This window comes from Vogesella sp. AC12 (assembly GCF_024437575.1).
Classification (GTDB): Bacteria; Pseudomonadota; Gammaproteobacteria; order Burkholderiales; family Chromobacteriaceae; genus Vogesella; species Vogesella indigofera.
In genome coordinates, this window is the sequence record NZ_JANFNU010000001.1 from 75,412 (window position 1) to 97,886 (window position 22,475).

A 22,475-nucleotide genomic window follows, 5' to 3' on the forward strand; every position below is an offset into this window, starting at 1 on the left:
AATTATGCAGTGGGGCAGGGTGGTTGTCTGTGACAAAAATCGCGCAAAACTGTGCCAAAAATATCGCGAAGTTACAGTCAAAACAAGCGCAAATTATGTGGTGGAGCAGGGTGGTTGCCTTTGCCAAAAATAACGCGAAGTTATAGATGGTTGCTAAAAAAAGCTGACCAAAAAGCTGACCAAACGGCCTTAAAAAGCCCAAAAAAATAGCCCACACGAGGTGGGCTATTTTTGCTAAGTCATTGATTTGACTTGGTGTTGGTGGTGGAGGCGGCGGGAATCGAACCCGCGTCCGGAAATCCTACACAGAGAGTTCTACATACTTAGTCGTGTCATTTGGATTTAACCTCCACTACGCCGACGGACAGGCTGAGCTTTGGCGAGTTACCTTTTGGTTCGCATTGTGCCAAGTAACCCGACACAACACTAGCAGATGTAAAGTGACACTACAGGGTTTTGACGCCCCCGGCCCATCTGCGAACCGTTGTAGTGTCTAGCCGGCCGTTAGGCTGCTAGAGCGTAGTTTTCGTCGTTTGCGACTAAATAAATTCAGTGTTTTACGGGAAGTCTGAGATCCCGGTATGCCCTCTTCTGCTTCGCAACCCCCGTCGAAACCAGGTCGCCCCCACAGTCTGAAGAATTTCAGTATACCTGAAGGTATAGCCACGCGCTAGCAGTGGCTTGATTCAATTCGCGATTTCGGCGCGGTCGCGGCCGTTGTGCTTGGCGGCGTACAGTGCCTTGTCGGCCTTTTCGAACAGGCTGCGCATGGTGTCGTCGGCCTGCGGTACTTGCGACAGCACGCCGATGCTGCACGAGGCGCGGCCAACCGGGCTTTGCTGGTGAGGGATCTGCAGCAGCAGCAGTTGCTGGCGCAGGGTGGCGGCAATGTCCAGTGCCTGCTCGGGAGTGGCGCCGGGCAGCAGGATGGCGAACTCCTCGCCACCGATGCGCGCGGCGAGGTCATGGCTGTTGCGGACGGCTTTTTCGACGACGGTGGCGATCTTTTTCAGCACGTCGTCACCGGCGGCGTGGCCGTAGTGGTCGTTGTAGCGCTTGAAGTAGTCGACATCGATGATGAGCAGGGCCAGCGGTTTGCGTGTCAGTTGTGCCTGTTGCAGGGTGAAGATGAAGCGATCGTCAAAGTGGTGGCGGTTGGCGAGGCCGGTCAGCTTGTCGGTGAGGGCGAGGCGCTTGAAGTGGCTCTGCTGCAGGAAGTAGTCGGTCACCGTGGCCAGCATGAGCAGCGTGATCAGCGAGGCCAGCGGCAGATACAGCTGCTGCAGTTGCAGCAGCAATACGGCGCCTGCCAGCAGGGCGGCACTGTAGATGGCGACCGCATGGATGCTTTTTTCGCGGTAGCGCCGTCGCAGCAGGCATTGCCACAGCAGTGTCAGCCCGAGCAGCAGCGGCGGCAGGTAGGCGGCGTCCAGCGGGCGGACCAGGCTCTGGCTTTGCAGCGCTTGGGTGGTGGCGGCGTTGATGACGACGCCGCTGGTTGCCGGCCAGTCGGCCTGCATCGGTGTCAGGTGGCTGTCGCCGAGGCCGGAGGCGGTGGCACCGATGAGTACGGTCTTGCCGGCCAGCGCCTCGATGTTGCCGTTGTGGTTGAGGATGTCGACAAAGGAGAGGCTAGGAAAACCGAGCTCGCCGTCCAGATGCGGCAGCAGGCGCTCGTCGCGGCGCTGCCAGCGATTGTTGAGAACCGGTGTGTCCAGCGCCATGACCGGGGGCGGCAGGCCGGCCAGCAGGGCGGTAAACGCCGGCCAGCGTGGCTGGCCCAGGCCGCTGGCGAGATAGGTGCGGCGGATCAGACCGTCCTGGTCCAGCGGGTAATCCATCATGCCGATGCCCTTGGCGGCATCGGCAAACATCCGCAGCGGCAGGGTTTCCACCAGCTGATTGTTGCTGACCTCGGGGACGGCGGGCAGGAACACCTTGCCGTTGCGGCGCAGGGCGTCGGCCAGCGCCTGATCGGATTCGGGGTTGGCCGACGGTTCGGCCAGCACCAGATCGAGGCCGACGGCCCGGGCATTGCCCAGTTTGTCGATGGCGCCGGCCAGCAGTTCGCGCGGCCACGGCCAGCGCCCCAGCTCGGCCAGGCTTTTCTCGTCGATGGCCACGATGACGATGTCGTCGCTGGCCGCTTGCGCCAGCAGCTGCCCGAGCCGGTCCTGAAACCAGAGGTCGAGGCGGTTGGGCAGCAGGCTGACCAGCAGCACCAGTGCCGGCAGGATGAAGGCGGGCAGGCGCTTGGGAGTGTGGGGGCGCATGCTGTTCAGTCTAGCAGCAAGATGTCATCCGGCTCTTGTGCCAGATAGCCATCGGGGGTGGTGACGCGATAGCTGACCCGGTAGCGGCCGGGGAACAGGCGCTCCGCCAGCTGCCAGCGCGGGGTGTCGCCATCCAGTTGTAGCGCTGGCTGCGATTGATCAAGCTGGGTCAGTCGCAGCTGGTAACGGGCGTTGGCCAGCGGGTAGGGGCGGGCGCTGAGCGTGGTGCCGCGATAGTGGCTGGCCCGCCACCAGCCGGTGCCGGCCTGCAGCTGGTAGGTCTGGCTGTAGGGGCCGGGCTGCTGGCTGGCGTCCAGGCGGGCGATCTGCCAGAACCAGTGGCCGCCGTCCGGCAAGGTGAGGCGATTGTCCTGCCGCGAGAAGTCATGCAGCTGTGGCTGGCTGAACGCCGCGTCCCGCGCCAGCCGTAGCCGGTAGCGGCTGCCGGCATCGCCGCTGACCACAAAACGCACGTCAAGGCCGCGCAGGCGGGCGTCGGGGGCAGGGCTGACGACCAGCGGCGGGGTCGGGAAGGCGTGCACACTGAAACTCTGGCTGGCAACGCGGCCTTGCAGACCGTTGTCCAGCTCGCTGCGCGCCAGCAGCCGGTACTCGCCGTTGTCCAGCGCCGGATAGCTGTGATTGCTGGCGGCCGTCGTGTCACCGACGATGCGGCGTTCCGGGGCGGTGAGCAGCAATTGCACGGGGTAGCGGCTGATGCCGGCTACCGGCGGCCACTGCAGGATGGCGGGTGAAAACGCCTGTGTGCCGCCCAGCTGGCCCAGCTCTGGTGGAGGCGGTAGCGCCGTGCTCTTGCCCGGTACCTCGCCGCGACGGGTGACGCTGCCGAAGCCGCCGCCGATCTGTTCGCTGTAGCCGGCGGCGCTGACCTCCACCTGGCCCTCGCTCACCTCGGTGGCGGAGCGGCTGTCGTCGTCGACATTGACGCGGAAGACGGTGCCGCGCACTGCGGTAATCGCGCTCGGTGTCTGGATGGTGTGGCGATTGGGCATCAGCGGGTTCTTGCTGACATGGTTGTCGACGCTGCCGCGTTCGATATTCAGCCACGTGGCGTTGGCGCCGGTGCTCGGGTAGTGCACCGCCTGCTGGATGGTGAAGCGGGCATTGGCGCCGATGCTGACCAGACTGCCATCTTCCAGCAGCAGCTTCAGCAGGCTGTTGGGGCCGGTGCTGATGATGTGGCCGGCCTGCAGCGGATAGCTGTTGCCGTTGACCAGTGCCGTTTGCTGCTTGCCGTTGCCGAGGCTGGCGCTGCCGATCAGGTCGGTCACCGTGGCCTTGCCGGTGTGTTGCCGCATCCACTGCGTCGGGATGCGCACCACGCTGCCGGGCGTCAGGACATAAGGATCGCGGATGGCGTTTTTCTGCTGCAGCGCCGGGACGTGGGCAATCGAGCGCAGGTGCTGACGGGCGATGCTCCACAGCGTGTCGCCACGCTGCACGGTATAGCGCCATTCATCGGTGTCGGCAGCCTGGGCCAGATGGGGGAGGCACAGCAAGAGTGGCAGCAGGATCGGTAGAGAACGCATGGGTGTGGTCGGCAGGCTGTTTTTATCAACTTGGCATTATAAGAGCTTGAAGCGTGCCGTGGTGGATATCGCGGCGTGCCGCGCTGCTTGCTGGCCAAGGGGGGAAAGCTGCCGTGCGGTATTGCTGCTTGGTGATGTACTGCTAACCTATTGACGGCATTGTGATAATTGATTTCCCTTGGTGCGCCGGTTGGCCTAGCGTTAAAACAGGGTTGTTGATTGCAGGGAGTGTGTCATGGATACCGTGTTGGAGTGCAGCGTCTGTCTCGACAGCCTGCCGCCCGATAGTGGCGAGTGCGAGGTAACCGACTATGTGGCGCATTACTGTGGCCTGAACTGCTATGTGCGCTGGCACCAGCATGAAGTGCCGGGCGAGTCGCCTCCGGTGGTGGAATTGCCCGGCTGAGGTATTTGGAGGTGGCAAAAGGTTGGCCGCAATGTCGAAGGGCGTTGCGGCCAACCTTGTTATGTCAGGCCAGGTGAGGCAGCAGTGCCAGTGGCCGGTCGATGGTGATGTCGGCCTGCCAGCTGTCGGTGTCGTCGCTGTCGGCGATATAGCCCCAGTTGACCAGCACCGTTTTCATGCCGACCGCACGGCCGGCCTGGATATCGCGCTCGGCATCGCCGACATACAGGCAGTGCTCCGGTGCGATGTCGATTTGCTGGGCCGCGTGCAGCATCGGTGCCGGATCCGGCTTGGCGACGCCGACGGTGTCGCCGCTGACCACCACCGCCGGTGGCACTGCAAACGGCAGCGCCGGCACCAGCCGGTCGGTAAAGCGCATGGGCTTGTTGGTGACGATGCCCCACTTCAGGCCGCGGGCGTCGATCTCGCGCAGCAGCGCGTTGATGTCGTCAAACAGCACCGTTTCGTCGGCAAAGCTGTGTTCGTACAGGTCAAGGAAGCGCAGCCGGTATTCCTCGAAGCGCGGGTGGGTCTTGTCGATGCCGAAGCCGAGGCTGACCAGGCCGCGTGCGCCGTGGCTGGCGATCGGGCGCACCGCCGCGTACGGCTGCGGCGGCAGGCCTTCTTCGGCCAGCAGGCGGTTGAGGGCGGCGCCCAGGTCGCGGGCGGTGTCGGCGAGGGTGCCGTCAAGGTCAAACAGTACGGCCTTGATCATGATTGCTGCAGTCTCCGGTAATGGCTTGCGGCCAACCTTGTCCCAAGGTTGGCCGCAAGCGGGCGGGGCGGTTCAGCGGACGGTCTTGCCGAGGAACAGCTTGTACGCCGGGTTGTTGGTTTCTTCCACGCACGGGTAGCCGAGGCTGTCGAGGAATTGCTGGAACGCGGCATTGTCCTCGCTTGGCACCTGGATGCCGACCAGCACGCGGGCGTAGTCGGCGCCGTGGTTGCGGTAGTGGAACAGGCTGATGTTCCAGTTGGTGTGCATCGCCTCCAGGAAGCGCATCAGCGCGCCCGGACGCTCCGGGAACTCGAAGCGGAACACGCGCTCGTCCTTCAGCTGCGGCGCGTGGCCGCCGACCAGGTGGCGGATGTGCAGCTTGGCCAGTTCGTTGTCGGTCAGGTCCAGCCCGTCCAGCTCGTTGGCTTGCAGGTCGGCCACGATGCGGGCAACGTCTTCCTTGCCGCTGATCTGCACCCCGACAAACACGTGGGCGATGCTCGGATCGGCAAAGCGGTAGTTGAATTCGGTGATGTTGCGGTTGCCGACCACGCTGCAGAACTTCTTGAAGCTGCCCGGCTTCTCCGGGATGGTGACCGCGATCACCGCCTCGCGGCGCTCGCCCAGCTCGGAGCGCTCCGACACGTGGCGCAGGCGGTCGAAGTTCATGTTGGCGCCGCAGTTGATGGCGACAAAGGTCTTGCCGCTGCAGCCTTCGCGCTCGATGTAGGTCTTGACCGCCGCCACCGCCAGCGCGCCGGCCGGTTCGGTGATGGAGCGGGTGTCCTCGAAGATGTCCTTGATCGCGGCGCAGATGGCGTCGGTATCGACCAGCATGATCTCGTCCAGCAGCTCGCGGCAGATGCGGAAGGTTTCCTCACCCACCAGCTTCACCGCCACGCCATCGGCGAACAGACCGACATCCTTCAGCTCGACGCGGTGGCCGGCCTCGATCGACTGCTTCATGGCATCGGAATCGACCGGCTGTACGCCGATGATCTTGATTTCCGGCTTCAGCCGCTTGATGTAGCTGGCGACGCCGGCGGCGAGGCCGCCGCCGCCGATGGCGACGAACACCGCGTCGATCGGGCCGGGGTGCTGGCGCAGGATTTCCATGCCGATGGTGCCCTGACCGGCGATCACGTCCGGGTCGTCAAACGGCGGGATGTAGGTCATGCCGTTTTCGGCCACCAGTTTCATGGTGTGCTGGTAGGCGTCGCTGAACGATTCGCCGGCCAGCACCACCTTGCCGCCGCGACGGGTGACGCCGTCGATCTTCACCTGCGGGGTGGTGACCGGCATCACGATGGTGGCTTCACAGCCGATGCGCTGCGCCGACAGCGCCACGCCCTGCGCGTGGTTGCCGGCGCTGGCGGTAATCACGCCGCGGGCCAGTTGTTCCGGCGTCAGCTTGGACATCTTGTTGTAGGCGCCGCGCAGCTTGAACGAGAACACCGGCTGCAAGTCTTCGCGCTTGAGCAGAATGGTGTTGCCGGTGCGGCGGCTGAGGTTGGCCGCCACGTCCAGCGGGCTCTCGATGGCCACGTCGTAGACGTTGGAGGTAAGAATGCGTTCTAGATAGTCCTTGGGATGCGGCATGGTGATCGGTGTCCGGATGATGTCTTTTTTTGTGAATCACCAGATTAACAGGAACCAAGTGCCAGCGAAAAGCGCCGTAAGGCAAAGATTGCTGCATTGCGGCGGCGGTCGGCGCGGCGCGCGGGCTTGTTTTGTAAAGAAAAACCTGCGTCGCGGCGCGAATGAAGCGCGGGCTTGGGTGTATAATCCCCGCCTGCTTTGCCTTGAACCCACCCTAATCGTGTTTTGCCTCTGATGAAAAAGATTACCTCTGCACTGCTTGTAGCCGCCTTGTCTCTCTCCACGCTGGCCCAGGCCAGTACCGCTTTCGTGCCGCCGGTTCCGGAAATCGCGGGGAAAGCGTATTTTCTGATGGACTATCAGAGTGGCCAGATCATCGCGGCCCGCGATCCGGACATGCGTGTCGAACCCGCCTCGCTGACCAAGCTGATGACGGCCTATCTCACCTTCAAGGCGCTGAAGGAAAAACGCCTGACGCTGGACCAGACGCTGACCGTGTCGCAGGTGGGCTGGAAGCAGGAAGGCTCGCGCATGTTCCTTGACCCGAAAGTGCCGGTCACGGTCGACAACCTGATCAAGGGCATGATCGTGCAGTCCGGCAACGACGCCTGCGTGACGCTGGCCGAAGCCATTGCCGGCAGCGAAGAAGTATTCGCGCAGATGATGACGGCCGAGGCCAAGCGCCTGGGCATGAAGGCCAGCAACTTCAAGAATTCCACCGGCCTGCCGGACCCCGAGCACTTTACCTCGGTGCGCGACCTGGCGACGCTGTCGGCGGCGATCATCCATGATTTCCCGCAGTACTACCCGACCTATTCGATCAAGTCGTTTACCTATAACAACATCACCCAGCCGAACCGCAACCTGCTGCTGTATCGCGACCCGAACGTGGACGGCATGAAGACCGGTCACACCGAGGGCGCCGGTTACAACCTGATCGCCTCCAGCCGCCGCGACGGCCGCCGCGTGCTGTCGGTCGTGGTCGGCACCGCCAGCCCGGAAGCGCGCGCGGTGGAAAGCTCGAAATTGCTCAACTACGGCTTGCAGTTTTTCGAAACGCCCAAATTGTATACTGCCGGACAAACCGTCTCGACGCTGCCGGTATACAAGGGCGCCGCCTCGACGCTGGCCATCGGCTTTGACCGCGACGTGCACATCACCGTCAGCAAGGGCGCAACCAGCCGCCTGAAGGCGGAAATGAAAACGCTGCAGCCGGTGATCGCGCCGATCAAGCAGGGCCAGGAAGTCGGCAAGCTGACCGTGTCGCTGGACGGCAAGGTACTGCTGGAGCGCCCGGTACAGGCCTTGAAGGCGGTGGAAGAGGGTGGCTTCTTCAGCCGCCTGTGGGACAGCCTCAAGTTGTGGCTGGGCTGGTAAGCGGCCACGCAAGGTTGGCCGCACCTGACTGCGGCCAACCTTGAACATCAGGAATATTCGAGTACAGAGCCATGAGTGAAGAGCAGAAAGAGTTGATGGAGTTTCCGTGCCGCTTCCCGATCAAGGTGATGGGCGAGCAGCATCCGGACTTCCACCCCACCATTTTCGAAGTGGTGCGCCTGCACGCGCCGGATCTGGATATCACCGACATCGTGGCGCGTGACAGCTCCAGCGGCCGTTACGTGTCGCTGACCATTACCGTGACCGCGATGTCGCGCGAGCAGCTGGACGACATCTACCGCGCGCTGTCCAGCCATTCCCTCGTCAAGTTTGCGCTGTAAGTGATGAGCCGCCTCGTCAAACAGCTGGGTCTGGTCGACTACACGCCGACCTGGCAGGCCATGCAGGCCTTCACCGACAGCCGCACGCAAGCAACGCCGGACGAGCTGTGGTGTGTCGAGCACCCGCCGGTGTACACCCTGGGCCTGGCCGGCAAGCCGGAGCACCTGATCATGCCCAGCAGCATCGAGGTGGTGAAGTGCGATCGTGGCGGCCAGGTTACCTACCACGGCCCCGGCCAGCTGGTGGTCTACCTGCTGATCGATTTCAAGCGCATGGGCATCGGCGTGCGCGAGCTGGTGCGCCGCATCGAGCAGGCGATCATCGACATGCTGGGTGAGCTGGGCATTGCCGCCTACGGCGATGTCAACGCCCCCGGGGTCTATGTCGGTGGCGAGAAGATCGCGTCGCTGGGCCTGCGCATCAAGAACGGTGCCGTCTACCACGGGCTGAGCCTGAACGTGGACATGGACCTGACGCCGTTCCTGTGGATCAACCCTTGCGGCTATGCCGGCCTCAAGGTCACGCAAATCAAAGAACAAGGCGTTGCGCTGACCGTTGCGCAAGCCGCCGAACGGCTGCTGCCGCAGCTGGAGCGACACCTGACGGTGATGAAGGAGACAGCATGAAACTGGAAAACCAGGTTGGCGTAAAACACAAAGGCGCTGACAAGACGGCACGCATTCCGATCAAGATCGTGCCGCTCGACGAAAAGCTCAAAAAGCCGGAGTGGATTCGCGCCAAGCTGCCCAATGGCCAGCGTTTCAACGAGATCAAGCAGATCCTGCGCGAGCAGAAGCTGCACACCGTCTGTGAAGAGGCGACCTGCCCGAACATCGGCGAATGCTTCAGCAAGGGTACCGCCACCTTCATGATCATGGGCGACATCTGTACCCGCCGCTGCCCGTTCTGTGACGTCGGTCACGGCCGTCCGAACCCGCTGGACGCGCAGGAACCGATCCACCTCGCCGAAACCGTGGCCGCGCTCAAGCTGCGTTACGTGGTGGTGACCTCGGTTGACCGCGACGACCTGCGCGACGGCGGTGCCCAGCACTTTGCCGATTGCATCAGCGAAGTGCGCAAGCAGTCGCCTGGCACCCAGATCGAGGTGCTGGTGCCGGACTTCCGCGGCCGTCTCGACATCGCGCTGGACATCCTCAGTGCCACGCCGCCGGACGTGATGAACCACAACCTGGAAACCGCACCGCGTCTGTACAAGCAGGCTCGTCCCGGCTCCGACTACCAGCACTCGCTGACGCTGCTGAAAGAGTACAAGGCGCGCAATCCGGAAGTGCGCACCAAGTCCGGCATCATGGTCGGCCTCGGCGAAACCGATGAAGAAGTGTACGAAGTGATGGCCGACATGCGCGCCCACGATATCGACATGATTACCATCGGCCAGTACCTGCAGCCGACCGACGGTCACCTGCCGGTGTTGCGCTACGTGCATCCGGACGTGTTCAAGCAGTACGAAACCCGTGCCTACGAAATGGGTTTCAAGCACGCCGCCGTCGGTGCCATGGTGCGTTCCAGCTATCACGCTGACGTACAGGCCCACGAGGCCGGCGTGTAAGGTTGGCCGCAACACTCCGACAACGGCGCCAGTGGGCGCCGTTGTTGTTTTTGATTCCGCAACACAAGGACACCATCGCATGAACCATGACGCCCAGCCCGCGGCCATCAGTAACGAACAATGGCGTCACGCCAAGGCCCTGCAGCAGCAGCTGGATGCGCTGCTGGGCGAGGTGCTCGGCGCGGCCAAGCTGTGCCACAAGCTTGGCAGTGTCGAGGAAAGCGTGCAGCAAGTGCCGGCACTGGGGCGGGTGGCACTGGCCAGCAGCCTGCCGCTGATCGTGCGCAACAAGAAAAGGAAGGAATTCATCGGCGGCTGGCTCAATTACCAGATCAGCCTTGCCGGTGACGGCGTGCCGCTGCAACAGGATGGCACGCCGGTGGGCGCGGTGCTGCACGTGGCGCACTGGGCCTGCGAGTTTGCCTTTGAGTACGACGCCTTTGTCGGCTTCCCGGCCAGCGCGTGGCAGCCGTGGGAAAACCGCGGCAACCGCCTGCTGTGGTGGGAGGAGAGCGAGTCCCACTTCGGTGCGGAGTGGACCTATACGCTGCAGCTGGCGGCGCTGGATAGCAACGAGGCGTTGCTGGCGGCGGTGGTGCGGCCGGCACTGGCGCTGCTGCAGGGCAAACCGGTGGACGAGGCGCTGCCGGCCGATGTGCCGGGGCTGCTGCGCTATCACGACGTGGCGGTGGAGGGCGGTTGCGACCTGCGCGTCAGCGCCGGCTGATGCGGCCAACCCTGGGCTGGCGAACCGGCTAGCCCGGCACGGCCTGTTCCTGCTGCAGGCAGCAGTCCAGGGCCAGCTGCATGTGGTGGTAGCTGTTGCCGATGGCGGTTTGCAGCGCCCGCCGCGTGCCGGCGTCGGCGTCGCGCCCGGCCAGGGTGCAGTCCAGCGCTTCCCACGGGTGATCGTCGTCGTAGCGGGCATGCACCTTCAGCCAGCGCATCGCGCTCTGGCGCTGTGTCGCGGGCAGCGAGACTTCATAGATGCCCGGCGCGCAGACCCGTTGCGTCCACTCGCCGGTGGCACCCTCGATGGCGTAATTGGTGGCGGCCAGCGCCAGCAGCAGCGAGTGGTGGCGGCTGTTGTGCCGGCACCAGTGGCCGAGTTGCTGCAATGGCTCCGGCACCCGCTGCGCCTGCAGCTCGGTTGCCGCGATGCCGCAGGCGGCGGCCCACGCCAGCCAGTAGCCGGCGTGGTTCTGTTCGACGCGGATATTGCGCACCAGAAAACGTCGCGCCATGTCTTCGCCGCGCTGGCGACCGTAGCGGGTCTTGAGCAAGTTTTGCGCCATGTACAGCGGAAACTGCTCGACTACCGGCCACACCCCGATCAGGAACAGCCGCAGTGCGTCATCGCCGAGCTCGGCATCGCGCAGCCGCTGGTAGAACTCGTGCCGTACCACGCGCTGCCTGGCGGCGGCGCAGTCGGCAAGCAGCTGCTGCGCCCATTCCGGATAGCTGTGCGGGCTGCGTAACGCGCCGCTGCGCACGAACTCGCGGTTCACGGCGTCGCGCCCTGGCTGCTGTTGGCCGGCTGCGGCGGTACGGCAGACTGCGCGCTGGTGGCCGCAACTCCCGCCGGTGCCGCGCAGACGCGGCGGAAGTCGTGCTGTAGCTCGCAGTCGCAGTTGAACGGTTGCGGCTTGGCCACGGCGTAACCCTGCGCGTAGTCGACGCCGATGTCGGCCAGCGCCTGCAGCATCGCCGGTGTTTCCACGAATTCGGCAATGGTGCGTTTGCCCATCACGTGGCCGATGTGGTTGATGACCTCGACCATGGCGCGGTCGATCGGGTCGTCGAGCATGTCCTTGACGAAGCCGCCGTCGATCTTCAGATAGTCCACCGGCAGGTGCTTCAGGTAGGAGAACGAGGACATGCCGGCGCCGAAGTCGTCCAGCGAGAAGCGGCAGCCGAGGGTCTGCAGCTCGGTGATGAAGTGGATGGCGCTGGCGAGATTGGCGATGGCGCTGGTCTCGGTGATCTCGAAGCAGATCATGCGCGGCGGGATCGCATGCAGGCGGAACTGTTCGCGCAGGAAGTCCAGAAATGCCTGGTCGCCGATGGTGGTGCCGGACAGGTTGATGGCGCAGGTGCCGATCGGCGTTGCCTTGTGGCAGCGCAGCCGCGCGGCGAGGATGGTGAACGCGTTCTGCACCACCCAGCGGTCGATCAGCGGCATCAGCCCGTAGCGCTCCGCCGCCGGGATGAAGCTGATCGGCGGCACCAGGCGGCCGACCTCGTCGTGCAGGCGCAGCAGCAGCTCGACATGGCTGCCACTGTCGCTGTCGCGGCCCAGCGGTGCGATTTCCTGCGCGTACAGGCACAGCCGCTGCTCCTCCAGCGCCAGGTGGATGCGCTGCACCCAGGCCATCTCGCCAAAGCGCAGCGACAGTTCCGAATCGTCCGGATGGTAGAGCTGTACCCGGTTGCGCCCCTTTTCCTTGGCCATGTAGCAGGCAACGTCGGCGGCGCGCAGCGCCTCGGCCAGCGTGGTCAGTGCGCCGGTGATGTGTACCAGGCCGATGCTGACACTGACGTTGAACGGGCGGCCGCCCCACACGAAGTGCAGGTCCTGTACCGTCTGGCGCAGGCTTTCGGCAATCTGCAGCGCGGCATCGACCGGGCATTGCTCCAGCAGGATGCCGAACTCGTCGCCGCCGAGGCGGGCGAGGGTGTCGCTGTCGCGCAGCCGCTGCTGCAGCAGCAGGCAGATCTGGCGCAGCAGCTCGTCGCCGGCGGCGTGGCCGCAGGTGTCGTTGACCACCTTGAACTGGTCAAGGTCGAGGAACATCAGCGCGTGCTGCTGGTGGCCTTCGTGCTGGCGGTCGAGATTGGCCAGCGCCTGCTCCAGCCGGTATTCGAACTCGCGGCGGTTGGCCAGCCCGGTCAGCGCATCGTGCGAGGCCTGCCACGACAGGCTGGCGATGTACTGCCGCTCCCGCGTCATGTCGTGCAGTACCAGCACCGCCCCGCTGATCTGGCCATCACTGTGGATCGGCGCCGCCACCAGTGCCACCGACACCGCGCTGCCGTCCAGGCGCACCATCAGCTGGGAGTGGCTGCTGCTGCCGTGGCTGTGGCCGCCGGCCAGGATTTGCTCGATCAGCGCCAGCGCTTCCTGCTGGGAGTCCTCGTCGACGATGCGGAACAGCGAGCCCAGCGGCAGCCCCTGCGCCTGCGCCACCGTCCACGCCGTCAGCTGTTCCGCCGCCGGATTCATGTAGGCGGTCAGGCCGTCGGCGTCGGTGGTGATCACCGCGTCGCCGATGGAGGCGAGGGTGACCTGCGCGCGTTCCTTTTCCGCCTGCAGCGCGCTTTCGAAGGACTGGCGCTGGCCCAGCAGCTTGCGGGTGCGGAACAGCGCCAGCAGGATCAGTAGTGCGGCGCTGGCCAGGTTGGCGGCCAGCAATAGCCGCTGGATGACGCGCGAGCCTTGGCCGAGGGTGTCGGAAAAGGCTTTCTCCATCGGGGTGAGGCGGTCGTTGATGGCGTAGATTTCCGCCTTCCACTCGACAATGTCGCGCGGGCTGGCCAGCCCGCCGCTGATCTGGAAGTGCATCTGCTCGGCCAGCCCGGTCAGCGCCTGCAGGTTGCGGTCGCCGAATTCCCAGTGCGCAATCGCCTGTTGCAGGTAGCTGAACTGGCGGAAGTTCTGGTACAGCCAGATCAGGCCGGCAATGTCCTGCGGGTGGTTGCCGCCCTGCAGGAAGCCGGCGCGGGCCAGCGCCAGATCCGGCACCGGCTGTTCCAGCGCCATGCGCGCGGCGTGGTCGCCGAGCGGGATGGCGATGGCGGTCTGGTACTGGTGGAAGTGGCGTTCGTCGTGGCTGTCGGCGTACAGGGTGAGATAGTAGATGGCATCTTTTTGCCCTTTGGACCACAGGCTCTCGCCGCTGACGTAGGAACGGACTGCGGACTGGATCTCCAGGCTGACGCCGCCCAGTGCCGCCAGCAGCAGGGCAACGGCAATGAAGGGCCAGACCAGGCCGGGCAGTTGCGTGGTATTGCGATTGCGGTGTTGTGTCATGCCCTTGCTCACCCCGGCAAATGGCGGACGGCGTTGTCGCTGCCCGCGGTGGTTCAGGTCAGGCCTTGTCGTGCGGTGTTGTCCCGGGTGCTGCGGTGGCCAGTGGCGGCGGCGCCGGCGCCGGCGCGGCAATTATTGTTTTGCTGATGTCATTACGGATAATAGATAGCCTTGCCTACGCTGAATAGTTAATTTTCCCGATTCGGTGGCAGAAATGAAAACAGCCATGCAAAGGCATGGCTGTCGGCGGCAAGCTGCGGCCAACGTTGGCCGCAGTGTTTATTGCCAGCAGAGCAGGGTGTGGTGCTTCTTGCCGCGCTTGAGCAGGCTGTAGTGGCCGAACAGGCGCTCGCCGTCGCTGATCTGGTGCTCGAGGCTGTCGATCTTGTTGCCGTTGACGCTGACGGCACCGCTCTGGATGAAGGTGCGCGCTTCCGATTTCGACTTGGCCAGGCCGCCGGCCACCAGCGCGTCGATCAGGCCGCTGCTGTCGCGTGGCAGTTGCAGGCTGGGCATGCCGTCCTGTGCCAGCTGCGCGAAGTCAGACGCGGTCAGCTCGTGCAGGCTGCCGGAGAACAGGCTGGCGCTGATGCGCTGCGCGGCGGCCACGGCATCCTGGCCGTGCACCAAGGCGGTGACCTGTTCCGCCAGGATGCGCTGCGCTTGCGGCTTGCTGCCGCTGGCCTTGTCCTGCTCTTCGATGGCGGCGATCTCGGCCACGGACAGGAAGCTGAAGTAGCGCAGGAACTTGTACACGTCGGCGTCGGCGGTATTCAGCCAGAACTGGTAGAACGCGTACGGGCTGGTCTTGCTCGCGTCCAGCCAGATGGCGCCGCCTTCGGTCTTGCCGAACTTGGTGCCGTCGGCCTTGGTCACCAGCGGCAGGGTCAGGCCGAATACGTGTTGCTGGTTGATGCGGCGGGTGAGGTCGGTGCCGGCGGTGATGTTGCCCCACTGGTCGGAGCCGCCGATCTGCAGCCTGCAGCCGTGGCGGCGGTTCAGCTCGGTGAAATCGTAGCCCTGCAGCAGGCTGTAGCTGAATTCGGTGTAGCTGATGCCCTGGTCTTCGCGGCTGATGCGCTGCTGTACCGATTCCTTCTTGATCATCTGGTTGACCGAGAAGTGCTTGCCGATGTCGCGCAGGAACTCCAGCGCACCCATGCCGCCAAACCAGTCGTAGTTGTTGGCCATGATCGCGGCGTTGTCGCCTTCGAAGCTCAGGAACGGCGATACCTGGCCGCGGATCTTGTCGACCCAGCCGGCGATCACGTCCGGGGTGTTCAGCTTGCGCTCGGTGGCCTTGAAGCTCGGGTCGCCGATCATGCCGGTGGCGCCGCCGACGAGGGCGATCGGGCGGTGGCCGGCCTGCTGGAAGCGGCGCAGTACCAGCACCGGTACCAGGTGGCCGAGGTGGAGGCTGTCGGCGGTCGGGTCGAAGCCGCAATACAAGGTCACACTTTCCTTAGCCAGCAGTTCGTCGAGTGCCGCCGCGTCGGTTTGCTGGGCGATCAGGCCGCGAGCTTGCAGTTCCTGGATAAGGCTGGATTGGTGCATGTATTTCTTCTCCACATGAGCAGGACGCGGGCTGTGGGCCGCGCGGTAACGATTGCGCCTGTTGGCGTTGCAACAAAAGATGGCGATTTTAACCGAAAATGACGCTTCGTAACGTGCGCTCTGGCGGCTGCCCGGCTTTGGGTGAACAATGCCGGGCTTGGCCGCCAGCTGCGCAAACAGGAAAGGATGCAACAAACATGAGCAGGATGATCAAGGTGTGGGATGTGCCGACGCGGCTGTTTCACTGGACGATGTTGCCGGTTTTTGCCGGGCTGTGGTTCACCGGTGAGCAGGGCGGTGACTGGATGGAATGGCATCTGCGCCTTGGCATGCTGATGCTGGTGCTGCTGCTGTTTCGCGTGCTGTGGGGGCTGTGTGGCAGCCAGACGGCGCGCTTCAGCAGTTTTCTCGCCGGGCCGGCGCGCATTCGCGCCTATCTGGCCGGGCAGCTGTCGGTGACGGCGCAGCCGGGACATAACCCGCTGGGCGGCTGGATGGTGCTGGCGCTGCTGCTGGCGCTATTGCTGCAGGCCGGGCTGGGGTTGTTTGCCGCCGATGTCAACAGCTACCTCTACGACGGCCCGCTGAAGGTGCTGATCGACGGCGAGCTGGCCGAGCAGGTTACCGGCTGGCACAAGTCGTCGTTTGACGTATTGCTGCTACTGGCGGCGGTGCATGTGCTGGCGGTGCTGTTCTACAAGGTTGGCCGCAACACCGACCTGGTGCGCCCGATGCTGAGCGGGATGAAGGCATTGCCGGCCGATGCCGCGCCGTTGCGCTTTGCGCCGCCGTGGCTGGCGCTGGTGCTGCTGCTGCTGGTGGCGCTGCTGGTGTTTGGTGGCGTGCCGTGGCTGGCGGCCAGCATGGCGGCCTGAACCGCCAACGGAAATGAAAAACCGCCAGTCCTTATCGACTGGCGGTTTTTGTTTCTGGCAGCGTGATTGTGCTTGGCGGCGCTTAGCGCATCGGTCCGCGGAAGCTGTCGTGACAGGCCTTGCAGCTGGCGGCTACGGCGCCGTAGTCGCGGCGGATGGCGGCGAGGTCGTCGCCGCGCGCGGTTTTCTGCAACTGGTCAACCGCGAGCAGGAACTTGTCCTGTTCCGCTTTCCATTTTGCCGGCTCGCTCCAGATCGCCGGCTTGGCGCGGCTGACGTCGTCGATGGTGCCCGGCTTGAACTGGCTGAACGGGGCCGCGGCGACCGCTTTCAGTGCATCGGCGTGCTTGATGAACACATCCTTGCGATAGCCGCTGCCGCGCAGCATCACCCCCATCGGTTCGAAGCTGCGCAGTACCTGTTTGAAGGCTTTCTGGCGGTCTTCGCCGGGGCCGGCCTGGCTGGTGGTGGCAAGGAGGGCGAGGGTGGCTAGCAGGAGAATTTTTTTCATGATCTTGATGCGGGTGGGGAGGGTGGCCATTGGGCGTCGGGCGCCCAAAAAAGTTCAGCCCCGCTCGGGGCTGAACGCGGTGGCGGACGCCGGACTCAGTCGTTGCGGAAGCTGTCGTGACATGCCTTGCAGGTTTTCTGGGTGGCGCCGAACTGTGCCTTGATTGCGGCGAGGTCACCGCCGGCGGCGGTCTGCTTCAGCTTGGCGGTCTCGGTCTTGTGCTTGTCGATGGCGGCTTTCCAGTCTTGCGGCTTGCTCCAGATCTCGGCGCGGGCGTCGGTCTTGCCCTTGTCGCTGCCGGCCGGGAAGTGCTGCCACGGCTGCTGCGCCAGCGCATCCAGGTGCGCGGCCAGCTTGGCGAACTCATCCTTGCTGTAGGGCGTTTCGCCCTTCACGGTCTTGGCCATGGTGCCGACGGTTTGCTTGTACTGCTTGAAGATTTCCTGGCGCTGGGCGACCGGGTCGGCGGCAAATGCCGGGCTCAGCAGCACGGTACAGGACAACACGGTGAGCAGTAGCTGTTTCATCTGCAGGCTCCTTACGGATGGGGTAGGCAATCAATGCCGACAGCTTAGCACACCGCACTGCACCATCGAAGCGGCGGGCGGTTAACAGTTGTTAACGGTGTTGTTATATAGTAACATTTAAGAATTGCTGCTAATTGCCTCCCTCATTCTTTTAACTCCCGGTGACTTGTCATGGATAAAGCTGGCTTTATGGCCGCGGCCGACCACCAGTGCCAGCAACAAGGCGTGAAGCTGACCGCGCTGCGCCGTCAGGTGCTGGAGCTGGTGCTGGCGCACGAAGGCGTGGTCAAGGCCTATCAGGTGCTGGCCGATCTGCAGCGCGAGCGCGGTATTGCCGCACCGCCGACGGTGTACCGGGCGCTGGATTTTCTGGTGGAAGCCGGCCTGCTGCACAAGGTCGATGCTCTCAATGGTTATATCGTGTGCAGTCACGTTGGTTGCTGCCACGAAGGGCTGATCCTGGTGTGCACCGCCTGTGGCAGCGTCAACGAGCTGGAGGCGGCGCCGGCGCTGGACACGCTGCGACAGCAGGCGGCAGCGCAAGGCTTTGCCATCGCGCAACAAAACCTTTTACTGACCGGACTGTGCCAGGCATGTCGAGTATGAAAAAAACCACCGTCAACGTGCTCACCGGCTTTCTCGGGGTGGGCAAGACCACGGCGCTGCGCCACCTGATCGCGCAGCGGCCGCAACATGAAAAATGGGCCATCATCGTCAACGAGTTCGGCGAGATCGGCATCGACGGCGCGGTGCTGGACAACGGCGAGCTGCCGATTGCCGAGATCGCCGGCGGCTGCCTGTGCTGCGTCGCCGGGCCGCAGATGACGGTCACCGTCGCCAACCTGCTGCGCCGTGAGCGGCCGGACCGGCTGATCATCGAGGCCAGCGGCCTCGCTCACGCCGCCGGGCTGATCGACGAGCTGCGTGCCGAGCCGCTGGGCAACGCGCTGGAAGTGGGCGCGGTGATGACGCTGGTCGATCCGCGCCAGTTCGCCAACAACGACTACTTCCGCCAGCCGCTGTACCGCGACCAGGTGATGATTGCCGACGTGCTGCTGGCCACCAAGTGCGACCTCGCCGACGCGCCAACGTTGGCCGCATATCGCGACAAGGCCGCCGCGCTGTTTCCGCCCAAGTCGCTGATCGCCGAGATCAGCGACGGTGCCGCCGATCCGGCGTGGCTGGATGCCGCGGTGCAGAACAAGTCGCGCTACCGGCCGGCGGTACGGCCGGGTGATGCCTCCGGCTGGCAGTCGCAGGGCTGGACCTTCGCGCCGGAGGCGGAGTTCTCCGGCGAGGCGCTGACCGACTTGTTCGATCGCCTGCCGCAGCTGGTCGACGGCCTGGTGCGCGCCAAGGGCGTGTTCCGCGTGCTGGATACCTGGCTGTGGCTGAACTGGACCGAAGGGCAGTGGGCAGCCAACCAAGTGGCGTGGCGCCGCGACAGCCGCTTCGAGGTGATCGGCAGCCGTATCGACGCCGACGCGCTGGAAGCCGCCATCCAGGCGTGCGTGCTGCCGGCCGGCAGCGGGAACGGGGCGTGAGCGGCATGACACACTCCCATCAGCACGAGCAACATTCACACGATCATGCGCACGCACACGGCGCCGCGCATGCGCACTCCCACCCGCACCCGCATGCCGCCGGTGAAACCTCGCACCTGCCGAGCTGGCGCCTGCTGTCGCTGTCCGCCGGCCAGCGTCTGCTGCTGGCCGCGCTGCCGCTGGCCGTGCTGTGGCTGCTGGTGCACTGGGCATTGCAGGAGGTGGCATGATCCGGCTGGAAAACCTGACGGTATCCTACCGTCGCCACCCCGCCGTGCACCACGTCAGCGGCAGCTTTGCCGACGGCCAGGCCACGGCGATCTTCGGCCCCAACGGCGCCGGCAAGAGCACCTTGCTGAAAGCCATCATGGGCGCGCTGAAGCCGGATGCCGGCCGCGTGCTGATGCGCGGCGTGGCACGTCGCGACATGGCCTATCTGCCGCAGCAGTCGGAAATCGACCGTTCGCTGCCGGTGTCGGTGATCGATCTGGTGTCCAGCGGTCACTGGCAGCGCAGCGGCCTGTTCGGCAAGGTTGGCCGCAACGATGACGACGCGTCGTGGAACGCGCTGGTGACCGTCGGTCTGGAGGACTTCGCCACCCGTCCGATCGCGGCGCTGTCCAGCGGCCAGTTCCAGCGCGTGCTGTTCGCCCGCATCCTGGTGCAGGACGCGCCGCTGATTCTGCTCGACGAACCGTTCAACGCCGTCGACGCCACCACCACCGCCGACCTGCTGGCGCTGGTAGAACGCTGGAAGACGGAAGGGCGCACCGTGATCGCGGTGCTGCACGACGAGCAGCAGGTGCGCGAGCACTTTCCGCAGACGCTGCTGATGGCGCGCGAGGTGATTGCCTGGGGCGATACCGCCGAGGTGCTGACCGCGGGCAAGCTGCGCCGCGCCAGCGATACCGCCGCGCACTGGTCGGCCAATGCCCCGGTGTGTCGCGTGGATGGAGTAACGCCGTGATCGATTTCCTGTACCAATGGGTGCTGGCGCCCTTTGTCGAATTCGCCTTCATGCGCCGTGCGCTGGTGGCTTGCCTCGCGCTGGCGCTGGGTAGCGCGCCGGTCGGCCTGTTCCTGGTGATGCGGCGCATGAGCCTTGTTGGCGACGCGATGAGCCACGCGGTGCTGCCCGGTGCCGCGGTCGGCTTCCTCGTTGCCGGCCTGAGCCTGCCGGCGATGAGCCTCGGCGGCTTTGTCGCCGGCGTGCTGGTGGCCGGTTTTGCCGGGCTGGCGACGCGCTTTACCGAGATCAAGGAAGACGCGAGCTTTGCGGCCTTTTACCTGCTGTCGCTGGCCATCGGCGTGCTGCTGGTGTCCAGCAGCGGCAGCAATGTCGACCTGATGCACCTGCTGTTCGGCTCGGTGCTGGCGGTGGACGACGCCGCGCTGCTGCTGGTGGCCAGCGTCGCCAGCGTGACGCTACTGACGCTGGCGGTGATCTATCGCCCGCTGCTGCTGGAAAGCCTCGATCCGGTGTTCCTGCGTGCGGTCGGCGGCCACGGCAGCGTGTGGCACCTGCTGTTCCTGCTGCTGGTGGTGCTGAATCTGGTGTCCGGCTTCCAGGCGCTGGGCACGCTGATGTCGGTGGGGCTGATGATGCTGCCGGCGATCTGCTCGCGGCTGTGGGCGGCCACCGTCGGCGGCATGCTGCTGGCGGCCTTCCTGATCGCCGCGCTGGCGGGCATGGGCGGGCTGCTGCTGTCCTATCACGTCGAGCTGCCGTCCGGGCCGTGCATCATCCTGCTGGCCGGCCTGTTCTATATCGTGTCCCTGTTTGTTGCCCCGCAGGGCGGCGTGTTGCCCCGCCTGCTGCGGCAACGTCATTTGGAGAGTTGAGCGCGTGAACGTACGGAAAATTATTGTGAGCAGCCTGCTGTTGTCGCCGCTGGCGGCGTGGGCCAACCTGCCGGTGGTCGCCAGCTTCAGCATCATGGCTGACATCACCCGCGAAGTCGGTGGCGAGCGCGTCAGCGTGGTGTCGCTGGTTGGTGCCGACCAGGACGCCCATGTGTTCCAGCCCAAGCCGGCCGATGTCAAGAAACTGGCCGAGGCCAAGGTATTCGTGGTCAACGGCCTCGGCTTCGAAGGCTGGATCAATCGCCTCAACAAGTCGGCCAACTTCAAGGGCGTGACCGTGACCGCCGGCAACGGCATCAAGCCGCTAGAGGTGGCGGAAGACGAGCACGGCCACGACGAGCATGGCCATGACCACGGCCGTGCCGATCCGCACGCCTGGCACAACCCGCAGCACGTGCTGCGCTATGTCGACAACATCGCCGCCGGCCTCAGTCGCGCCGATGCCGCCGGCGCCGCGTACTACCGCGAGCGCGCCGCCGCCTACAAGGCGCGACTGCAGGAGCTGGACAGCTGGGCCGGCAAGCAGTTTGCCGCGGTGCCGGCGGCGCGGCGCAAGGTGCTGACCTCGCACGATGCCTTCGCCTACCTCGGCCAGCGCTACGCGATCCGCTTCATGGCGCCGCAAGGGGTGAGCACCGACGCCGAGGCCTCGGCCAAGTCGGTGGCGCAGCTGATCCGCCAGGTGAAAAAGGAACAGGTGAAGGCGGTGTTCATCGAGAACATGTCCGACCGGCGCCTGATCGACCAGCTGGCGAAAGAAGCCGGCGTCAAGGTCGGCGGCAAGCTGTACTCTGATGCGCTGTCCAGCCAGCCCGGTGCGCGCAGCTATCTGGAGATGTTCCGCAGCAACGTGACCGCGCTTAGCCAGTCGATGTAAGCAGCAGCCACAGGTGCCAGCCACCGAGTGCCATCACGGCCAGTCCCGCCACCAGGCGGACTGGCCGTTGCTGTTTCAGCTGCTGCAGCTTGCTGGCAAACAGCCCCATCAGCAGCAGGTTGGGCAGGGTGCCAAGGCCGAAGGCCAGCATCACCAGCGCACCCTGGCCGGCACCGCCGGAGGCCAGCGCGGCGATGCTGGCGGTGTAGACCAGCCCGCACGGCAGCCAGCCCCAGATTGCGCCGGCCAGCAGCGCCTGGCGGGCGGTGCGCACCGGCAGGTAGCGGCGGGTCAGCGGCTGCAGTCGCCGCCACAGCGGCCGGCCGAGGTGTTCGATGCGGGTGATGGCGGCGGACAGACCGGCCAGGTACAGGCCGAGCAGGATCAGCAGCAGGTTGGCCGCAATGAACAGCGCGGTTTGCAGCGGCTGGTACGCCGCCTGGCTCAGCCCCCACTGCGCCAGGCCGCCGAGCAGCGCGCCGGCACAGACGTAGCTGCCGATGCGGCCAACGTTGTAGCACAGCAGGTGCCACAGCGGCGCCGTTTGCGACTTGCCCAGCGAAATGGCGGTGACGATGCCGCCGCACATGCCGAGGCAGTGCACGCCGCCGAGCAGGCCGGCAAGAAACAGGGACAGCAGACTGATTTCCAGCATGGGTGACAACGCAGGCAAAAAAGATGGCCGCTAGTGTAGCAGCCGGGCCCGGCCGCGGCGCGGAACTTGTCGCGGTCGGCCATTTGTAAACGCTGTCTATTGAATGGCTGGCAGCAAATTGCGCCGCCATTTGCCCGGAGGGGCGAAACTTGCAAAATCAGCAACATAGTCCATGGTTAAAGCTAGCAAACCCGCGTCAATGCT

Annotated in this window: 23 protein-coding genes and 1 other RNA gene; 13 read left to right on the forward strand and 11 right to left on the reverse strand. The window is 64.8% G+C overall.

All coding sequences use genetic code 11. The features are described 5' to 3' along the window. Positions 1–262 precede the first annotated feature (262 nt). The 3 genes from ssrA to NOM55_RS00485 all read right to left on the reverse strand — a co-directional run bounded on the left by ssrA (position 263) and on the right by NOM55_RS00485 (position 3,823). Positions 263–627, reverse strand: a transfer-messenger RNA (tmRNA) gene (gene ssrA / locus NOM55_RS00475). A gap of 59 nt (positions 628–686) precedes the next feature. Next, entirely contained in the window at positions 687–2,273 is a 1,587-nt protein-coding gene (locus tag NOM55_RS00480; protein ID WP_255906961.1) for a CHASE2 domain-containing protein, read from the reverse strand. Positions 2,274–2,278: 5 nt separating this feature from the next. After that, positions 2,279–3,823, reverse strand: a complete 1,545-nt coding sequence (locus tag NOM55_RS00485) for a FecR domain-containing protein (RefSeq protein ID WP_255906962.1) — start codon at positions 3,821–3,823, stop codon at positions 2,279–2,281. A gap of 235 nt (positions 3,824–4,058) precedes the next feature. On the opposite strand from NOM55_RS00485, the gene NOM55_RS00490 reads away from it, so the two are divergent. Then, positions 4,059–4,229 (forward strand): DUF3330 domain-containing protein, encoded by a 171-nt coding sequence (locus NOM55_RS00490; RefSeq protein WP_255906963.1) that lies wholly within the window; start codon positions 4,059–4,061, stop codon positions 4,227–4,229. A gap of 64 nt (positions 4,230–4,293) precedes the next feature. Here NOM55_RS00490 and NOM55_RS00495 read toward each other — a convergent pair whose 3' ends face one another. Continuing rightward, a complete protein-coding gene (locus NOM55_RS00495) occupies positions 4,294–4,944 on the reverse strand; it encodes an HAD family hydrolase (protein ID WP_255906964.1) in 651 nt (216 codons plus the stop codon). Positions 4,945–5,016: 72 nt separating this feature from the next. Then, the gene (gene ilvA / locus NOM55_RS00500) at positions 5,017–6,546 is read right to left on the reverse strand and encodes a threonine ammonia-lyase, biosynthetic (RefSeq protein WP_120809555.1); all 1,530 of its coding nucleotides are present in this window, start codon (positions 6,544–6,546) and stop codon (positions 5,017–5,019) included. Between the two features lie 234 nt (positions 6,547–6,780). On the opposite strand from ilvA, the gene NOM55_RS00505 reads away from it, so the two are divergent. From NOM55_RS00505 to NOM55_RS00525, 5 genes are all read left to right on the forward strand, one after another. Next, positions 6,781–7,923, forward strand: a complete 1,143-nt coding sequence (locus NOM55_RS00505; protein ID WP_255906965.1) for a D-alanyl-D-alanine carboxypeptidase family protein — start codon at positions 6,781–6,783, stop codon at positions 7,921–7,923. A gap of 71 nt (positions 7,924–7,994) precedes the next feature. Beyond that, complete coding sequence (locus tag NOM55_RS00510; protein ID WP_047966474.1) at positions 7,995–8,264, forward strand: YbeD family protein; 270 nt, start codon at positions 7,995–7,997, stop codon at positions 8,262–8,264. A 3-nt stretch (positions 8,265–8,267) separates the two neighbouring features. Then, positions 8,268–8,891, forward strand: coding sequence for a lipoyl(octanoyl) transferase LipB (lipB, locus tag NOM55_RS00515; protein WP_047966473.1), 624 nt, complete (start codon positions 8,268–8,270; stop codon positions 8,889–8,891). Beyond that, complete coding sequence (lipA, locus tag NOM55_RS00520) at positions 8,888–9,835, forward strand: lipoyl synthase (protein WP_047966472.1); 948 nt, start codon at positions 8,888–8,890, stop codon at positions 9,833–9,835. Before lipB ends, lipA begins: the two co-directional genes overlap by 4 nt. A 79-nt stretch (positions 9,836–9,914) precedes the next feature. Continuing rightward, the gene (locus NOM55_RS00525; protein ID WP_255906966.1) at positions 9,915–10,562 is read left to right on the forward strand and encodes a hypothetical protein; all 648 of its coding nucleotides are present in this window, start codon (positions 9,915–9,917) and stop codon (positions 10,560–10,562) included. Positions 10,563–10,590: 28 nt separating this feature from the next. Here NOM55_RS00525 and NOM55_RS00530 read toward each other — a convergent pair whose 3' ends face one another. From NOM55_RS00530 to tyrS, 3 genes are all read right to left on the reverse strand, one after another. Continuing rightward, positions 10,591–11,343, reverse strand: a complete 753-nt coding sequence (locus NOM55_RS00530) for an iron-containing redox enzyme family protein (protein ID WP_255906967.1) — start codon at positions 11,341–11,343, stop codon at positions 10,591–10,593. After that, positions 11,340–13,865: an EAL domain-containing protein gene (locus NOM55_RS00535; protein ID WP_255906971.1), complete on the reverse strand. Its 2,526-nt coding sequence runs from the start codon at positions 13,863–13,865 to the stop codon at positions 11,340–11,342. The genes NOM55_RS00530 and NOM55_RS00535 overlap by 4 nt, the downstream gene beginning before the upstream one ends. Positions 13,866–14,144: 279 nt before the next feature. Next, positions 14,145–15,419, reverse strand: coding sequence for a tyrosine--tRNA ligase (tyrS, locus tag NOM55_RS00540; protein WP_255906972.1), 1,275 nt, complete (start codon positions 15,417–15,419; stop codon positions 14,145–14,147). 197 nt (positions 15,420–15,616) lie between these two features. Here tyrS and NOM55_RS00545 point away from each other — a divergent pair, with 197 nt between their 5' ends. Further along, on the forward strand, positions 15,617–16,294 hold the full coding sequence (locus tag NOM55_RS00545) for a cytochrome b/b6 domain-containing protein (protein WP_255906974.1): 678 nt from the start codon (positions 15,617–15,619) through the stop codon (positions 16,292–16,294). 82 nt (positions 16,295–16,376) lie between these two features. On the opposite strand, the gene NOM55_RS00550 is transcribed toward NOM55_RS00545, so the two are convergent. Both NOM55_RS00550 and NOM55_RS00555 read right to left on the reverse strand, forming a co-directional pair. Next, positions 16,377–16,805, reverse strand: a complete 429-nt coding sequence (locus NOM55_RS00550; protein ID WP_047966539.1) for a cytochrome c — start codon at positions 16,803–16,805, stop codon at positions 16,377–16,379. 95 nt (positions 16,806–16,900) lie between these two features. Further along, positions 16,901–17,332 carry a cytochrome c gene (locus tag NOM55_RS00555; RefSeq protein WP_047966467.1) on the reverse strand — a complete coding sequence of 144 codons (432 nt, stop codon included), beginning with the start codon at positions 17,330–17,332 and terminating at the stop codon, positions 16,901–16,903. Positions 17,333–17,503: 171 nt separating this feature from the next. On the opposite strand from NOM55_RS00555, the gene NOM55_RS00560 reads away from it, so the two are divergent. Genes NOM55_RS00560 through NOM55_RS00585 form a run of 6 tightly spaced genes read left to right on the forward strand, consistent with a single transcriptional unit; the run spans position 17,504 to position 21,616 of the window. Further along, positions 17,504–17,938, forward strand: a complete 435-nt coding sequence (locus NOM55_RS00560; protein WP_047966466.1) for a Fur family transcriptional regulator — start codon at positions 17,504–17,506, stop codon at positions 17,936–17,938. After that, positions 17,926–18,876 (forward strand): GTP-binding protein, encoded by a 951-nt coding sequence (locus NOM55_RS00565; RefSeq protein WP_255906976.1) that lies wholly within the window; start codon positions 17,926–17,928, stop codon positions 18,874–18,876. Before NOM55_RS00560 ends, NOM55_RS00565 begins: the two co-directional genes overlap by 13 nt. A 5-nt stretch (positions 18,877–18,881) precedes the next feature. Beyond that, positions 18,882–19,106: a hypothetical protein gene (locus NOM55_RS00570; protein ID WP_255906977.1), complete on the forward strand. Its 225-nt coding sequence runs from the start codon at positions 18,882–18,884 to the stop codon at positions 19,104–19,106. Then, a complete protein-coding gene (locus tag NOM55_RS00575; protein ID WP_255906979.1) occupies positions 19,103–19,843 on the forward strand; it encodes a metal ABC transporter ATP-binding protein in 741 nt (246 codons plus the stop codon). Before NOM55_RS00570 ends, NOM55_RS00575 begins: the two co-directional genes overlap by 4 nt. A gap of 50 nt (positions 19,844–19,893) precedes the next feature. Further along, a complete protein-coding gene (locus NOM55_RS00580; protein WP_255907565.1) occupies positions 19,894–20,718 on the forward strand; it encodes a metal ABC transporter permease in 825 nt (274 codons plus the stop codon). Between the two features lie 25 nt (positions 20,719–20,743). Continuing rightward, on the forward strand, positions 20,744–21,616 hold the full coding sequence (locus NOM55_RS00585) for a metal ABC transporter solute-binding protein, Zn/Mn family (RefSeq protein WP_255906980.1): 873 nt from the start codon (positions 20,744–20,746) through the stop codon (positions 21,614–21,616). On the opposite strand, the gene NOM55_RS00590 is transcribed toward NOM55_RS00585, so the two are convergent. Next, on the reverse strand, positions 21,600–22,271 hold the full coding sequence (locus NOM55_RS00590; RefSeq protein ID WP_047966461.1) for a sulfite exporter TauE/SafE family protein: 672 nt from the start codon (positions 22,269–22,271) through the stop codon (positions 21,600–21,602). The genes NOM55_RS00585 and NOM55_RS00590 overlap by 17 nt on opposite strands. Positions 22,272–22,475: the final 204 nt, after the last annotated feature.

Coding starts and splice junctions, on each gene's coding strand:
- NOM55_RS00480 (WP_255906961.1), bottom strand. CDS start 2,273: ATGCGCCCCCACACTCCCAAGCGCCTGCCCGCCTTCATCCTGCCGGCA.
- NOM55_RS00485 (WP_255906962.1), bottom strand. CDS start 3,823: ATGCGTTCTCTACCGATCCTGCTGCCACTCTTGCTGTGCCTCCCCCAT.
- NOM55_RS00490 (WP_255906963.1), top strand. CDS start 4,059: ATGGATACCGTGTTGGAGTGCAGCGTCTGTCTCGACAGCCTGCCGCCC.
- NOM55_RS00495 (WP_255906964.1), bottom strand. CDS start 4,944: ATGATCAAGGCCGTACTGTTTGACCTTGACGGCACCCTCGCCGACACC.
- ilvA (WP_120809555.1), bottom strand. CDS start 6,546: ATGCCGCATCCCAAGGACTATCTAGAACGCATTCTTACCTCCAACGTC.
- NOM55_RS00505 (WP_255906965.1), top strand. CDS start 6,781: ATGAAAAAGATTACCTCTGCACTGCTTGTAGCCGCCTTGTCTCTCTCC.
- NOM55_RS00510 (WP_047966474.1), top strand. CDS start 7,995: ATGAGTGAAGAGCAGAAAGAGTTGATGGAGTTTCCGTGCCGCTTCCCG.
- lipB (WP_047966473.1), top strand. CDS start 8,268: ATGAGCCGCCTCGTCAAACAGCTGGGTCTGGTCGACTACACGCCGACC.
- lipA (WP_047966472.1), top strand. CDS start 8,888: ATGAAACTGGAAAACCAGGTTGGCGTAAAACACAAAGGCGCTGACAAG.
- NOM55_RS00525 (WP_255906966.1), top strand. CDS start 9,915: ATGAACCATGACGCCCAGCCCGCGGCCATCAGTAACGAACAATGGCGT.
- NOM55_RS00535 (WP_255906971.1), bottom strand. CDS start 13,865: ATGACACAACACCGCAATCGCAATACCACGCAACTGCCCGGCCTGGTC.
- tyrS (WP_255906972.1), bottom strand. CDS start 15,419: ATGCACCAATCCAGCCTTATCCAGGAACTGCAAGCTCGCGGCCTGATC.
- NOM55_RS00545 (WP_255906974.1), top strand. CDS start 15,617: ATGAGCAGGATGATCAAGGTGTGGGATGTGCCGACGCGGCTGTTTCAC.
- NOM55_RS00550 (WP_047966539.1), bottom strand. CDS start 16,805: ATGAAAAAAATTCTCCTGCTAGCCACCCTCGCCCTCCTTGCCACCACC.
- NOM55_RS00555 (WP_047966467.1), bottom strand. CDS start 17,332: ATGAAACAGCTACTGCTCACCGTGTTGTCCTGTACCGTGCTGCTGAGC.
- NOM55_RS00560 (WP_047966466.1), top strand. CDS start 17,504: ATGGATAAAGCTGGCTTTATGGCCGCGGCCGACCACCAGTGCCAGCAA.
- NOM55_RS00565 (WP_255906976.1), top strand. CDS start 17,926: ATGTCGAGTATGAAAAAAACCACCGTCAACGTGCTCACCGGCTTTCTC.
- NOM55_RS00570 (WP_255906977.1), top strand. CDS start 18,882: ATGACACACTCCCATCAGCACGAGCAACATTCACACGATCATGCGCAC.
- NOM55_RS00575 (WP_255906979.1), top strand. CDS start 19,103: ATGATCCGGCTGGAAAACCTGACGGTATCCTACCGTCGCCACCCCGCC.
- NOM55_RS00580 (WP_255907565.1), top strand. CDS start 19,894: ATGCGCCGTGCGCTGGTGGCTTGCCTCGCGCTGGCGCTGGGTAGCGCG.
- NOM55_RS00590 (WP_047966461.1), bottom strand. CDS start 22,271: ATGCTGGAAATCAGTCTGCTGTCCCTGTTTCTTGCCGGCCTGCTCGGC.